Origin of the sequence: Streptomyces amakusaensis (genome assembly GCF_039532665.1) — a bacterium.
Classification (GTDB): Bacteria; Actinomycetota; Actinomycetes; order Streptomycetales; family Streptomycetaceae; genus Streptomyces; species Streptomyces amakusaensis.
This window is the reverse complement of the sequence record NZ_BAAASB010000008.1, coordinates 202710-217049: the sequence shown is the minus strand read 5'-3', so window position 1 is coordinate 217049 and position 14340 is coordinate 202710. Positions and strand designations below refer to the sequence as shown.

Annotated in this window: 11 protein-coding genes and 1 riboswitch; of the genes, 4 read left to right on the top strand and 7 right to left on the bottom strand. The window is 73.0% G+C overall.

Annotated elements, in window-relative coordinates:
- Positions 1-131 precede the first annotated feature (131 nt).
- Both ABD371_RS16635 and ABD371_RS16630 read left to right on the top strand, forming a co-directional pair.
- Positions 132-1547: an aminopeptidase P family protein gene (locus ABD371_RS16635; RefSeq protein WP_344477565.1), complete on the top strand. Its 1416-nt coding sequence runs from the start codon at positions 132-134 to the stop codon at positions 1545-1547.
- A 141-nt stretch (positions 1548-1688) separates the two neighbouring features.
- On the top strand, positions 1689-2219 hold the full coding sequence (locus ABD371_RS16630) for a DUF6328 family protein (protein ID WP_344477563.1): 531 nt from the start codon (positions 1689-1691) through the stop codon (positions 2217-2219).
- Between the two features lie 6 nt (positions 2220-2225).
- Here the strand turns inward: ABD371_RS16630 and ABD371_RS16625 are convergent, their stop codons facing one another.
- The 6 genes from ABD371_RS16625 to ABD371_RS16600 form a co-directional block, all read right to left on the bottom strand.
- Positions 2226-3251, bottom strand: a complete 1026-nt coding sequence (locus ABD371_RS16625) for an ABC transporter permease subunit (protein ID WP_344477561.1) — start codon at positions 3249-3251, stop codon at positions 2226-2228.
- Positions 3248-4165 (bottom strand): ABC transporter ATP-binding protein, encoded by a 918-nt coding sequence (locus ABD371_RS16620; protein ID WP_344477559.1) that lies wholly within the window; start codon positions 4163-4165, stop codon positions 3248-3250. Before ABD371_RS16620 ends, ABD371_RS16625 begins: the two co-directional genes overlap by 4 nt.
- Positions 4166-4252: 87 nt before the next feature.
- Positions 4253-4924, bottom strand: coding sequence for a response regulator (locus ABD371_RS16615; protein ID WP_344477557.1), 672 nt, complete (start codon positions 4922-4924; stop codon positions 4253-4255).
- On the bottom strand, positions 4921-6054 hold the full coding sequence (locus ABD371_RS16610) for a sensor histidine kinase (RefSeq protein WP_344477555.1): 1134 nt from the start codon (positions 6052-6054) through the stop codon (positions 4921-4923). Before ABD371_RS16610 ends, ABD371_RS16615 begins: the two co-directional genes overlap by 4 nt.
- Positions 6055-6347: 293 nt before the next feature.
- A complete protein-coding gene (gene metE / locus ABD371_RS16605) occupies positions 6348-8672 on the bottom strand; it encodes a 5-methyltetrahydropteroyltriglutamate--homocysteine S-methyltransferase (RefSeq protein ID WP_344477552.1) in 2325 nt (774 codons plus the stop codon).
- 195 nt (positions 8673-8867) lie between these two features.
- Positions 8868-9089, bottom strand: a riboswitch (cobalamin riboswitch).
- A gap of 115 nt (positions 9090-9204) precedes the next feature.
- Complete coding sequence (locus tag ABD371_RS16600; RefSeq protein ID WP_344477550.1) at positions 9205-10248, bottom strand: dihydrodipicolinate reductase; 1044 nt, start codon at positions 10246-10248, stop codon at positions 9205-9207.
- Positions 10249-10385: 137 nt separating this feature from the next.
- Between ABD371_RS16600 and ABD371_RS16595 the strand changes: the two genes are divergently transcribed.
- The gene (locus ABD371_RS16595) at positions 10386-11297 is read left to right on the top strand and encodes a terpene synthase family protein (RefSeq protein ID WP_344477548.1); all 912 of its coding nucleotides are present in this window, start codon (positions 10386-10388) and stop codon (positions 11295-11297) included.
- Here the strand turns inward: ABD371_RS16595 and ABD371_RS16590 are convergent.
- The gene (locus tag ABD371_RS16590; protein ID WP_344477546.1) at positions 11285-13369 is read right to left on the bottom strand and encodes an MMPL family transporter; all 2085 of its coding nucleotides are present in this window, start codon (positions 13367-13369) and stop codon (positions 11285-11287) included. The two genes, ABD371_RS16595 and ABD371_RS16590, sit on opposite strands and share 13 nt — an antisense overlap.
- A gap of 415 nt (positions 13370-13784) precedes the next feature.
- On the opposite strand from ABD371_RS16590, the gene ABD371_RS16585 reads away from it, so the two are divergent.
- On the top strand, positions 13785-14330 hold the full coding sequence (locus ABD371_RS16585; RefSeq protein ID WP_344477544.1) for a phospholipase A2: 546 nt from the start codon (positions 13785-13787) through the stop codon (positions 14328-14330).
- Positions 14331-14340 lie beyond the last annotated feature (10 nt).

The following is a 14340-nucleotide window of genomic DNA, read 5'->3' as shown; positions in this document are numbered from 1 at the left end:
CGGTCCCGCACCCGCGAATGGCCGATCTGTGCCAGTGGCACCGCCCGGCACCGTACGGACACGGTGCGGGATACCGTCCGGGAGCCGCCGAGGACCGGCGGCGGCGAGGCCACCCAGGGAAGGTGTACGACATGGCGAAAGGCCGGAAGAACGGTCTCTACTCAGGGATCTCCGAGGAACTCTCCGCCCTGATGCGGACGGGGTGGGCGGACACCGAGCGCCACGATCTCCGGCTCGGCGAGCAGGCCCCGCACGCGGCCCGCCGCCGCGCCGCGCTCTCCGCGCGCTTCCCGGGCGAGCGCCTCGTGATCCCCTCGGGAAACCTCAAGGCCCGCTCGAACGACGACAGCTACCCGTTCCGCCCGTACACGGGCTATGTGCACATGACCGGGGACCAGGCCCGGGACGGCGCGCTCGTCCTGGAACCCCGCGCGGACGGCGGCCACGACGCCTACTGCTACCAGCTGCCCCGGGACAGCAGGGACGACGACGAATTCTGGACCGGCAACACCGCGGAACTGTGGATGGGCCGCCGCCGCTCCCTCGCCGAGTCGGAACAGGTGCTCGGGCTGCCCTGCCGCGACGTCCGCACGGCCGCCGCCGACCTGGCCGCCGCCTCCGGTGCGACGCCGACGCGGATCGTCCGGGGCGTCGACCCCGCCCTGGAGGCCGCCGTCACCACCGAGGAGCAGCGCGACGACGAACTGGAAGAGGCGCTCGGCGACCTCCGTCTCGTCAAGGACGACTGGGAGATCACCGAACTCCGCAAGGCCGTGGACTCCACCGTGCGCGGCTTCACCGATGTGATCGGCGAGCTGTCCCGGGCGATCGCCTCGTCCGAGCGGTGGATCGAGGGCACCTTCTTCCGCCGCGCCCGCCTGGAGGGCAACTCCGTCGGCTACGGCTCGATCTGCGCCGCCGGCGAGCACGCCACGATCATGCACTGGACCGACAACGACGGCCCGGTGCGCCCGGGCGACCTGCTGCTCCTCGACGCCGGTGTGGAGACACGCACCCTCTACACCGCCGACGTCACCCGCACCCTTCCGATCAGCGGCACCTTCACACCGCTCCAGCGCCAGGTCTACGACGCGGTGTACGAGGCCCAGGAGGCGGGCATGGCCGCCGTCCGGCCCGGTGCCGCCTACCGCGACTTCCACGAGGCTTCCCAGCGCCACCTCGCGGCCCGGCTGGTCGAGTGGGGCTTCATCGAGGGCCCGGCCGACCGCGCGTACGAACTCGGCCTCCAGCGCCGCTTCACCATGGCCGGCACCGGCCACATGCTCGGCCTGGACGTCCACGACTGCGCCCGGGCCCGCAACGAGGAGTACGTCGACGGCGTCCTGGAACCGGGCATGGTCCTCACCGTCGAGCCCGGCCTGTACTTCCAGCCCGACGACCTCACCGTCCCCGAGGAGTGGCGCGGCATCGGCGTCCGGATCGAGGACGACCTCCTCGTCACCGAGGGCGGCCACGAGAACCTGTCGGCGGGTCTGCCCAGGTCGGCGGAGGACGTCGAGGCGTGGATGGCCCGTTTCGCGGGCTGAGCGTGCCGGGACCCGGTCGTTGCCTCATCCGGATGAGGCGACGACCGGGTCGTGTGCGTGCCGGACCCCGCCCCCGCGCCCCGGCGCTAATCTGCCGGAGAGGCAGGTCGATCGATCCCGTCACAGATCGGGGGGACTCCGGTGGAGCGAGACGGGCGATCACCCGGACACGGCCGCCGGGAGACCGAGGAGGAGAGGGCCGACCGGCGGTGGCTCGAACTCCTCCAGGAACTGAGGGTCACCCAGACCGGGGTCCAGATCCTCTTCGGCTTCCTGCTCACGGTCGTCTTCCAGCCGCGGTTCGCCACCCTGTCGGAGACCGACCGCGACATCTATCTGGCGACGGTGGTGCTCGGGGCCGCCGCGACCGGCGCGCTGATCGGACCGGTGGCGCTGCACCGGATGCTCACCGGCAGAAGCCTGAAGCCGCAGACGGTCGACTGGGCCTCCCGGCTGACCGTGCTCGGGCTGGTGCTGCTGCTGTGCACCATGGCGAGCGCCCTGCTGCTGATCCTTCGGGTGGCACTCCACAACTCACTGGCCGCCTGGATCGTGGTCGCGATGGTGGCCTGGTTCCTGCTGTGCTGGTTCGCCCTCCCCCTGTGGGCCCGCGCCCGGGCCGGCCCGTACCGGGGCACGGTCCGGGACCGGGGCACGGACCCGGACCGCTGACCCGGATCAGCCGGCCCCGCGCCGTATCCGCCGGAGGCCGAACAGGACGAGGATCCCGCCCAGCGCCAGATAGATCCCGGTCTCCAGCCACTGGAACGTCCAGTAACGGCTCATGGGGTGATAGCTGACGTCCACATGGAGATCGAGCCGCGCGAGACACACCGCCGCGTCGCCGAACGTCCCGCCCGCGCCCGTTCTGGGCGGGCTGTCGACGCAGCCGCCGAACACGGCCGTGTCGAGGTTCTTCCCGTCCGCGGTGCGCAGCGGGCTGGTGTCGGCGATCCACGCGTCGGGTTCGCCCGGGATCCCCACCCCGCCGATCACGGAGCCGCCGCCGAACCCGCCCAGGTTCTGGGCCCCGTTGATCGCCTGGGCCGTCATCGCCAGCGTGGCCCTCTCCGGCGGAATGAGAGCGGGACGCACCACAAGGGGGAAGAAGAACTGAAAGGCCAGGAAGCCGACCAGCGTCACCGCCATCGCGGGCAGCGTCCGGCGCAGCAGGAGCCCGGTGACGGTCCCGAAGGCGAAGGCCAGCGTGGCGTGGCCGATCGGGGCGATGCCGCGCGCGCCGAACACGAGCGTGCTGAACTGATCCTTGGCCACCTCGTCGTACGGGTGCGCCGCCCAGGTGAGGAGGGCGGCGGTCGCGCCGGTGAGAAGGACGGAGGCCAGGCCGACGAGCAGCACCTTGCCGAGCAGCCAGCGCGGACGGGTGACGCTCTGGTTCCACACCAGCCGGTGGGTGCCGCCCTCCAGCTCCCGGGCGATCAGCGGCGCGCCCCAGAAAGCACCGGCCACGGCCGGGACCAGACCGAGCCCGGCCGCGAGAAGCAGCAGGGTGTTCTTGTGAGCGCCGCGGAACCGGTCGGCAGCCTCGGCACAGTCGGCCCGGTTCACGCAATGGGACCGGTAGAGCTCGTACCCGTCGCGCACGTCCCAGCCCAGGCGGATCAGAAAGACGGCGGCGACGAGCAGCGCGCCCGCCCCGACCAGTGCCTGGACGCGGAACTGCCGCCGGCTCAGCCACATCATCGCGAACCCTCCCCGGCTCCGGTCCCGGCCGAGGACGCTCCGGCGGCCCGCGCCATATAGCCGAGGACGAGCTCTTCGAGCGAGACGGGCTCGACCCGGTACGGCGGGAGCGCGGACAGCCCGCGGGCGCGGACGATCGCGCTGCCGTGCGGCCCACGGTGCTCCGCGGAGATCATCTCGACCCCGGCGGGCAGCCGGTCGAACGCGGCGCGAGGGGCCACCAGCCGGGCGTGCTCGGCCAGCAGGTCCCGGGTCTCCCCGGCGACCTGCACCCGCGCGTCGCACAGCACGATGAGGTAGTCGCAGACCTGCTCGATGTCGCCGAGCAGATGCGAGGAGAGCACGGCGCTGGCGCCCAGCTCCCGTACGAACTCCAGGAGGTTCCGCAGAAACCCCTGGCGAGCCAGCGGATCCAGCGCCGCCGCCGGTTCGTCGAAGATCAGCAGCTCGGGCCGCTTGGCCGCCGCGACGGTCAGCGCCAGCTGCGCCCGCTGGCCGCCCGAGAGCTGCCCCGCCTTCCGCGCGGGGTCCAGCCCCGCCTCGCCGATACGCCGCTGGGCCAGGGCGGGGTCCCAGGACGGGTTCATGCTCGCGCCCAGCCTCAAGTGCTCGGCCACGGTCAGCGAGCCGTACACCGGGGTGTTCTGCGCGACGAACCCCACCCGGGCCAGATGCGAGGCGCTCGCCGCCGGACGCGAGCCCAGCACGGTCAGCGAGCCGGCCGACGGCTCGGTCAGCCCGCAGGCCAGATGCAGCAGGGTCGATTTACCGGCTCCGTTCGGGCCGACCAGACCGATCACCCGGCCGGAGGGGACGGCGAGATTCACCCCGCTCAGGGCCGGCCGGCCGCGCCGGCCGTACTTCTTCGTCAAGTTCTCCGCGCCGAGCGCCGGAGGGAGTTCTGCAAGGGACATGCCCCGATCCTGGAAGATCCACGACAGTCGCGGCACCGGCCTGAAGTACGGCTTCGGCCCCGGCGGCCGTACTTTCGGCCGGTTCGGCTACGCCGTGCCCCCGACGAGGCGCTGCTCCCACGCCCAGACCGCGATCTCGGTCCGGTTGCGCGCCCCGAGCTTGCCCTGGATCCCGGACAGATGGCTCTTGACCGTGCTGAGGGAGATGAACAGCTCGGAGGCGATCTCCTGGTTGGTACGGCCGCGCGCGACGGCCCGGACCACCTCGATCTCCCGCCCGGACAGCGGAGTCGGCCGCCCGGCGGGGGAGCGGGGCGCGAGGCCGGCGCGGGAGTCGTTGAGATGTCTGAGCAGCCGGAGGGTGACCGACGGCGAGACCAGCGCCTCGCCCTTGTGCGCGGCGCGGACGGCCTCGACGAGCAGGGCGGGCCCGGCGTCCTTGAGGACGAATCCCACCGCGCCGCCGCGCAGCGCCCCGTACACGTACTCGTCGAGATCGAAGGTGGTGACCACGATGACCTTCATCGGATCGCGCACTCCCGGACCGGCCAGCGCGCGCGTGACCTCGATGCCGTCGACTCCCGGCATCCTGATGTCGACCAGGCACACATCGGGGCGCAGCGCCCTGGCCATCGCCATCGCGGCGGCCCCGTCCGGGGCCTCGCCCGTGACGGTGATGTCGGGCTGGTCCTCCAGGATCAGCCGCAGACCGCGCCGGATCATCGCCTGGTCGTCGGCGATCAGCACCTCGATGGTCATCCGGGCTCCCGGGCGGGTACGGGCAGGGTCGCCCGCACGGACCAGCCGCCGCCGGGCACGGGGCCGGCGTCCAGCGAGCCGCCGAGCGTGGTGACGCGTTCGCGCATGCCGATCAGACCGTACCCGCCGCGCTGATGGGGGCGGGCGGAGTTCGGCGGGGCGTCGTCGGTCACCTCCACGGTGACACCCCCGGCGGTCCGGCCGACGGCGACCTCGACGGAACGGGCGTGCCGCGCGTGCCGCAGCACATTCGTCAGGGCCTCCTGGACGACGCGGTACACGGTACTGGTCACCTCCGGCGGCCACCGGGCATCGCCGTCGGGCACGGTCAGGCTCACCCTCGGGCCCTGCCGGCCGAAGTGCTCCACCAGCGCGCTCAGCCGGTCGGGACCGGGCGGGGCGGGCGGTGTGTCGTCGGTGTCCCGCAGCAGGCTCACGACCCGGCGCATCGCGGCCATGGCCTCGGAGCCCGCGGTCTCGATCTCGGCGAGCGAGTCCGCCACCCGGTGCGGATCGCGCCGTGCGACGATCTGCGCGGCCTGCGCCTGGATCAGCATGCCGGTGATGTGGTGGGCCACGATGTCGTGCAACTCCCGCGCCAGATCCAGCCGTTCGTCCCGGCGCACCCGCTCGACGGTGGCCCGTGCCCGGCCGTCGTGCGCCCGCAGCGACAGCCCCGCCGCGACGGCGAGGACCCAGCCCGCGGCGGTGATGACCGCCACCGCCGACGCGGGCCGGGCGGCGAACTGACCGGCGATCACCAGCAGTCCGGCACCGGCGAGAGCACCGGCCCGCGCCACGGGCAGCGCCCTGACCGAAGAGCCGATGAGCACCGCCAGCGCCAGCGTCATGGCGGGCCCCGGCTCGGCGGGAAGACGGACCCCCGGCAGCAGCCCGGCCACCACCACGAGACCCGCCACACCCAGGCCCGCGGCCGCCGTCCGGCTCCGCCACTGGTGGCGGACCAGCGCCAGCGCGCCCACCGCCGAAGCGGCGACGGCGCCCGGGATCCAGTAGCCGGAGCCCCAGCTCTGCGCCACCGCGAACGCCTGCGTGACGATCGCGGCGAGAAACACCGCACCGAGCCCCGTGGTCGCCGCGCGCCTGCCCCGCGGACCGGGAATGATCATGCCGGGCAGGCTACCGAACCCGAACCCGAACCCGGAGCCGGGCCCGGACCCGTCCGCCGCACTGTCCGACGCCGTGCCCGGACGGCCGGGGCCCACTGATTCCGGTGATTCCGGTTCCACCTTGTCCCCGCGCTCCTCCGCACCCCTCCGTTCCTCTCCGGGTACGGAGCCGGCGTCCACGCCGCCCAGACTAGGAACCCCGGGACACTCGGCACACCGGCCGAAAGTACGAGAGACGGATCGCCCCGGTGCCGGGGCGGGCATCACGGCCCGCCCCGGCACCGGGGAACGGGTCAGGCGCTCTCGCCGGTCAGGCCCGAGCGGACCGTACGGGCGGCGGCGACCAGATTCTCCAGCGAGGCCCTGGTCTCGGGCCAGCCGCGCGTCTTCAGCCCGCAGTCGGGGTTGACCCAGAGACGGTCCGCCGGGATCGCCTCAAGCCCCTTGCGCAGCAGGGCGGCGGCCTCGTCGGCGCTGGGCACGCGCGGCGAGTGGATGTCGTAGACACCGGGTCCGGCCTCGCGCGGATAGCCGTGCTCGGCGAGTTCGGCGGCGACCTGCATGTGGGAGCGGGCGGCCTCCAGACTGATGACGTCGGCGTCCAGGTCGTCGATGGCCTGCACGATGTCGCCGAACTCGGCGTAGCACATGTGCGTGTGGATCTGGGTGGCCGGCTGCACCCCGCTGGTGGTGAGGCGGAAGGACTCGGTGGCCCACTCCAGATATGCGGCGTGGTCGGCGGCGCGCAGCGGGAGGGTCTCGCGGAGCGCGGGCTCGTCGACCTGGATCACCGAGGTACCGGCGGCCTCCAGGTCGTTCACCTCGTCGCGCAGGGCGAGGGCGACCTGCCGGGCCGTGTCGCCGAGCGGCTGGTCGTCGCGGACGAAGGACCAGGCGAGCATGGTGACCGGGCCGGTGAGCATGCCCTTGACCGGCCGCTCGGTGAGCGACTGCGCGTAGGAGGTCCAGCGCACGGTCATCGGCTCGGGGCGGGAGATGTCGCCGGCCAGCACCGGCGGCCGGACATAGCGGGTGCCGTAGGACTGGACCCAGCCGTGCTGGGTGGCGAGATAGCCGGTGAGCTGCTCGGCGAAGTACTGCACCATGTCATTGCGCTCGGGCTCGCCGTGCACCAGGACGTCGATGCCCGCCTTCTCCTGGAAGGCGAGGACCTCACGGATCTCGTCCTTGATGCGCTCCTCGTACCCGGCGGTGTCGATGCGCCCGGCGCGCAGATCCGCCCTGGCGGTGCGCAGCTCGTTCGTCTGGGGGAACGAACCGATGGTCGTGGTCGGCAGCAGGGGCAGCCCCAGCCGCGCGCGCTGCGCGGCGGTCCGCTCGGCGTAGGGCTGGGAGCGGCGGCCGTCGGCGTCGGTGACGGCGGCGGTACGGGCCCGCACGGCCGGGTCGCGTGTGAGGGCGGAGGAGGCGCGGGAGGCCAGATCGGCCCGGTTGGCGGCGATCTCTGCGGTGATCGCGCCGGTGCCCTGCGACAGCCCCTTGGCGAGGGTGACGATCTCGGCCGTCTTCTGCCGGGCGAAGGCGAGCCAGCGGCCGATCTGCGGATCGATCTCCCGCTCGGCGGCGGCGTCGAGCGGCACATGCAGCAGCGAGCTGGAGGCGGCCACATCGACCCGGCCGGCGAGGCCGAGCAGGGTGCCCAGGGTGGCGAGGGACTTCTCGTAGTCGTTGATCCAGATGTTGCGGCCGTTGACGACACCGGCGACCAGACGCTTGCCGGGCAGCCCGCCCGCGGCGGCCAGATCGTCGAGGTTGCCGGCGGCCCGCTCGGTGAAGTCGAGGGCCAGACCCTCGACGGGGGCCTTCGCCAGCACGGGCAGGGCATCGCCGAGGCGGTCGAAGTACGAGGCGATCAGCAGCTTGGGCCGGTCGGTGAGCGCGCCGAGGTCACGGTAGGCGCGGGCGGCGGCGTTCAGATCGGCCGGAGTGCGGTCCTGGACCAGGGCGGGCTCGTCCAGCTGCGCCCACTCCGCCCCGGCGGCGCGCAGATCGGCGAGGACCTCCGCGTACACCGGCAGCAGCCGGTCCAGCAGCGTCAGCGGCTCGAAGTCGGCGGCCACCCCGGGGGCGGGCTTGGCCAGCAGCAGATAGGTGACGGGTCCGACGAGGACCGGCCGGGGGGTGAGCCCGAGCGCGAGGGCCTCCTTCAACTCGGCGACCTGCTTGGCCGAGTCGGCCGTGAAGACGGTGTCGGGGCCGAGTTCGGGGACCAGATAGTGGTAGTTGGTGTCAAACCACTTGGTCATCTCCAGGGGCGCGACGTCCTGGGTGCCGCGCGCCATGGCGAAGTAGCCGTCGAGCGCGTCCGCTGCGCGGGCGCCGCGATGCCGCTCGGGGACAGCGCCGACCATGACGCTGGTGTCCAGCATGTGGTCGTAGTACGAGAAATCACCGGTCGGCACCTCGTGGACGCCGGCCTCGGCCAGCTGCCGCCAGTTCGTCCGGCGCAGACCGGCGGCGGTCTCCCGGAGGGCGTCGGCGGTGACGCGGCCCTTCCAGTAGCCCTCGATGGCCTTCTTCAGTTCCCGGTTCTGTCCCTGGCGGGGGTAGCCGTACACGGTGGCCCGTGCTGCCGCGGCTGCGGACTGCGCTGTCACGGAAATCTCCTTCGCGAGATGTCTCCTGGGATCCCGGGGACGACACGGGACGAGAACGCGAAGGGATGACAGACCCGACGGACCGAGGCCGCACCTGGGTACGGTCGTCCGCCTGATTCGTACGCCCCCGGACCATGTCCAGGGGTGCCCCCACCCGACCCGCCCACGAGGTCACCGGGATACCGCGCACGATCGGTCGTGCGCGGGCAACGGGCAGGTCTTCGGACTCGCGGGCACATCCTCCGGTCTCCCGGCGGACACCTACTGGCCGTCGCTTCCCAGGCCCGTACGGGCCCAGTGCGTATGACGGCGGTCGTTCCCGCTCACCGCTGCGGGGCAGTCCCGGATTTCCACCGGGTTCCCTCTTGCGACGCGTCTGTCTGGCGGACAGGGCGAACCAGCTGCGTCCGTCAGCCTAGAGCGGCGACCCGGGTTCGGACAGCACCGTTCACATACCGGACCGTGAGATGAGACACGGACGGAGCAGGGTTGGAACCGTCCGACACCCGGGGAGCAGCCCGTTCGCCCGTGCTCAGGGCGTGCGGCGGACCGGCCGGAAGCGGAGCTGGGGGAGTTCGTCCACGGTGACGATCCCCGGCCTCGCGGCGATGACGTCCGGGATGCGGTTGACCAGGGTCGCGCAGGTGGTGTGCGCCGTGTCCAGGTCGCTGTCGCGCAGATGGAGCGTCGGCCTGCCCGAGGAGTCGGCCAGATTCCACTCGTTGAAGTCCCGCTCGTGCTCCTCGTAGACCGAGCCCCGCGAGCTGACGGACAGGGTGACGCCCTCCTCCGTGTCCAGGGTGTCGGTGTCCGTGTAACCCAGCAGCCTCCCCCGCCGCACCGTCGTCCCGAGCGCCTTGGAGGGCACGTCCCGCTCGGCGATCACCGGCTCGGTCGTGGTGCGCGGTGTGCCCCGGGGGGTCAGCCCGACGGCGGCGGCCAGGGCGTACAGCGAGTAGTGGGTGAAGGTCGGCGGGCGCTGCGTGTGCGCCTGCCACTGGGCGAACTCCTCCGCGGTCGCGTTCACCCGCTGGTGCTCGGCGACGGCCCGGCCGAAGTCGTCGACGTTCCAGGACAGCTCGCCGGTCACCCTCCCGAGGTCGTGGGTGGAGCCCGCCAGCACGCTGACGAGGTTGACCCAGTAGGCGTCCTGATGGCCCGTGCCCGTCACCGTCACCCCGTGGTGCTTCGCCAGCGCGTCCAGCTTCCGGGCCAGGGGATTGTCCGTGGCGAAGGGGTAGAGCATCTCCTCGGCGAGTGTGATCACATCGGCCCCGGCCCTGACGGCGGTCGCGAAGATCTCGTACTGGGCTGCGTCGAGATAGGTGCTGACCGTGACGACCACGATGTCCGGAGCGCTCTCGCGCAGCGCCTCCTCGGCGTCGCCGCGGGCGGGGAAGGCCAGTCCGGGGAGGCCGGCCAGCTCGCCCAGGAGCCGCCCGTCCTTGTCGGAGCCGGGCCTGACGATTCCCGCGACGATGTCCGCCCCGCGACCGTGCAGGATTCTGACGATGTCCAGCCCCATGGCCCCCAGTCCGTAGACGGCGATGCGCGGATTCTCCCCGGTCTCGGGCATGGCTCACTCCTCGTTCCGTGCGGACCGCTCCACGGGCCGCCTCATCCTTGGGACATCATCGCCACCTGCCCGCCGTCATGAGGGCTGTCCGGCCAAACAGCCCCGAAGAGACGGCAGTTGCATGAGAATGTCGGGCGATGCCGACCGAATCGGAGCACCCCGCCAAGGCAGCCGATCCTCCCCCGGGTGGCGGCTCCCGGGCGCGCGAGGCGGAGGAGTACGCGTTCGACTGGTGCCGCCGGCACGGGCTGTTGCGGGGCCGGACGCCGGCCGAGAGTTTCCGCCGGGCCCGCTTCGGCGCACTGGCGGCGAGGACCCATCCGCAGGCTCCCCCCGGGCAACTGGCCCTGCTGGCCGCCTGGGTCGCCTGGGGCTTTGTGCTCGACGACCTCCTGGACCGCCGGGACGCCCGTACGGCGGATCCGCTCCTGGCGGACCTCGTCGCGGTGACGGCCGGGAAACGGCGCTCGCGGAACGCCTTCGTCAGGGCGTACGAGGACCTCTGGCGGAGGACCACGGAGACGATGGACCCTCCGGTGCGCGAGCGGTTCCGGGCCAATCTCACCCGGTATCTGAACGTCCTGGGCGAGGAGTCCGCCCAGCGGTCGGCACGCCGGGTGCCCTCCCTGGAGGCGTATCTGCCGATGCGCCTCGCCACCGGCGGCGTACGGGAGGACCTCGACATCGCCGACCATCTCGCCGGGCGGAGCCTGCCCGAGGCCCTCTACACCCACCCCTGGCACCAGCGGATCCTGGACACCGCGTCCGACGTCGTCAACTGGACCAACGACCTCGCCTCCTACCCGAAGGAGGCGGCGGCCGGAGAGGTCCACAACCTCGTCATCGTCCTCGCACACGCCGACGGGGTCGACCACGGCCGCGCCGCCGAGTCCGTACGCACCGGAATCGCCGCCCGCACCGAGGAGTTCACCGCCCTGGCCGCCGCCGGACCCCCGCACCCGGAGCTGGCCGCCCGCGTGGCCGACCTCGGGCACTGGATCACCGGCTTCCGGGGATGGCTCTCCGAGACCGGCCGCTACCGGGTGTAGCTCAGCGACCCCGGCCACCAGACCGTGCGTCCGATGTCCCGTACCAGGGCCGGTACGAGGAGGGAGCGGACGACGAGGGTGTCGAGCAGCACGCCGAAGGCGACGATGAAGGAGATCTGCACGAGGAAGGCCAGCGGGATGACGCCGAGCGCGGCGAAGGTCGCGGCCAGCACGACTCCGGCGGAGGTGATGACTCCGCCGGTGGTGACGAGTCCGCGCAGCACTCCCCGGCGCACCCCGTGGCGCAGTGACTCCTCGCGCACCCGGGAGAGGAGGAAGATGTTGTAGTCCACCCCGAGGGCCACCAGGAACACGAAGCCGTACAGCGGGACGGACGGGTCGGTGCCGCTGAAGCCGAGCAGATGCTCGAAGACGAGGGCCGAGACGCCGAGGGTGGCCAGGAAATTGAGGCCCACGGTGGCGACCAGGAGCACCGGCAGCAGCAGGGAGCGCAGCAGGCCGATCAGGATCACCAGGATGACGGCGAGGACGACCGGCACGATGATGGCGCGGTCGCGCTCCGCCGTGACCAGGGTGTCGTACTGCTGGGCCGTGGGGCCGCCGACGATCGCGTCGGCCCCGGGCACGGAGTGCAGGGCGCTGCGCAGTCTGACCACGGTGTCCCGGGCCGCCTCGGTGTCCGGCGCGTCCTGGAGGGTGACGTCGACCCGCACCCGGCCGTCCACGGTCCGGGGCTCGCCGTCGCCGGGGCGTCCGGACTCCGTCACGACGGCCGCGCCCGCGACCCCCTCGGTCTCCCTGGCCGCCGCCGTCACCCGCGCCAGCCCGCCGGCGTCGGCGACGACCACGGCGGGGCTCCCCGATCCGCCGGGGAAGTGCCGGGCGAGGGTCTGCTGGGCGGAGACCGACGGGGCCTCCTTGACGAAGATCTCCTCCAGGGGCACCCCCTTCGAGGTGAGCATGGGCGCGAAGGCGGCGCAGACCAGCAGCCCGGCGAGGGTGAGGGACCAGACCTTGCGGGGCGCGCGGTCGACCAGGGCCGCCACCCGGTGCCACACCCCCCGGCCGCTCTCCGGGTCCTCGGCGCGGCGCGGCCCGGCGGGCCAGTGCACGGCGGGACCGAGCAGGACCAGAGCGGCCGGCAGGAAGGTCAGTGTGCTGAGGACGGCGCAGACGATGCCGATCGCGCCCACCGGCCCGAGCGCCCGGTTGTTGGTGAGATCGCTGAGCAGCAGCGCCAGCAGGCCCAGCGCCACGGTCGCCGCGCTGGCCATGATCGCACCGGTGGACCGGCGCAGCGCGGCGAGTACGGCGGTGAACCGGTCGCTGTCGCCGCTGGCCAGCTCCTCCTGGTGGCGGGCGGTCAGCAGCAGCGCGTAGTCCGTGGCCGCGCCGATGACGAGAATGGACAGAATGCCCTGGACCTGCCCGTCCACCCGGACGATGCCACGAGCGGCGAGGGCGTACACGACCGCGCAGGCGAGGGCGAGCGCGAGGACCGCCCCGGCGATGATGACGAGCGGCAGCAGCACACTGCGGTGGACCAGCAGCAGAATCACCAGCACCGTGGCGAGGGCCACCCCCAGCAGCAGCCCGTCGATCCCCGCGAACGCCGAGGACAGATCCGCCTTGGCGGCGGCGGGCCCCGCCAGCTCGACCACCGTGCCGGGCACGGTTTCGGCGGCCTCCCTGACCCGGTCCAGCGCGGCGGGCAGCCGGTCGCCGAGGTCGCCGTCGAGCAGGACGACTCCCTGGAGGGCCTCCCCGTCCCGCGACGGCAGCACGGGAACCGGCCGTTCGCCCGGCCCGGAGACCGGGGCCGCCGAGGCCAGCGCCCGGTCCGCCGCGCTCCGCAGGTCCGCGTCGAGCGGGCCGCCGCCGTCCGCCGTCCAGACGACGACCACGGGTGTCCGCCCGTCCCGCTGGAACGCCCGCTGCTCGGCGAGCACCTCGGTGGACTCCGCGCCGCTCGGCAGGAAGGCGGCCTGGTCGGCGGTGGCGACCTCGCCGAGCTTTCCCGCGTAGGGGCCCAGCGCGCCGCCTATGCAGAGCCAGACGACGAGCAGGACGACAGGGACGAGCCGGCGGGCCCGTCGTGAGGTGGCGATCATCGCTCTCCCAGCTGTTCTCCGCCGTCCGCCGCGAGGAGGCGTGAGCGCTCCCCGGGGCGCGGACGGCCCGGTCCGGGACGGCGGAACGCTCCCGTGGCGACACGTCACCACGGGAAGCGAGCCCGTCCCGCGCACCATTCCGCCGATGTCCCGGGAACGGATGCACCCGAAGGCGGAAAATTCGGAGGCGTTTCTCACGGCACCCTGACGGCACCCCGACGGCACCCCCGTCCCCGCTCCGGCGTGCGCGCCCGCCCGCGCCGCCAACCGCCCGGCGCGCGGGGGTGGTACGGCCCCGACGGCCTCTGGTGTACGCGCCCGCGTCCGATCCGTTCACTCGCCGCGCCCGCGGTGGCAGGCTCTTGGGAAAGACGGGCCGTCCCGGCGGGCGGGACCGCGGGTGAGGGAGGAAGCAGTGACGCACGGCAGGAAGAAGAGCCCCCGGGGAGCGGCGGCGGCGGTCTCGGCCGCCCTGGCCCTGACCGCCCTGGCCGGAACCGCCGGCCCGGCGGAGGCCGTCGCCGCGGCCCCGGCGGCCCCGGCGGCCCCGGCGGCCCCGGCGGTCTCGCCGGCCTTCGACAAGGCGGGGCTGAAGCGCAGGGCCGACCGTGTCATGGCGCTCAGCTACAAGAAGTTCGCCAAGGCCAAGCGCGTGAAGCCCTTCGACTGGCGGGCCGACGGATGCAGCGTCCCGATGAAGGACTTCCCGTACAAGAAGAAGTTCAGAAGGGCCTGCGACCAGCACGACTTCGGCTACCGCAACTACGGGGCCAGAGGGAAGCTGGAACTGAGCCCCACCAAGGCGACCCGGAAGAAGATCGACGGCAGATTCCACGCCGAGATGCGGCGGACCTGCAACGACACCTACAAGGGCCGATCGCGCACGAAGTGCAGGCTGCTCGCGGCCAACTACTACCTCGCCGTCCGCGCGGTCGGCGGCAAGGCCTTCGGCTACCGCTGACCGGGCCCGC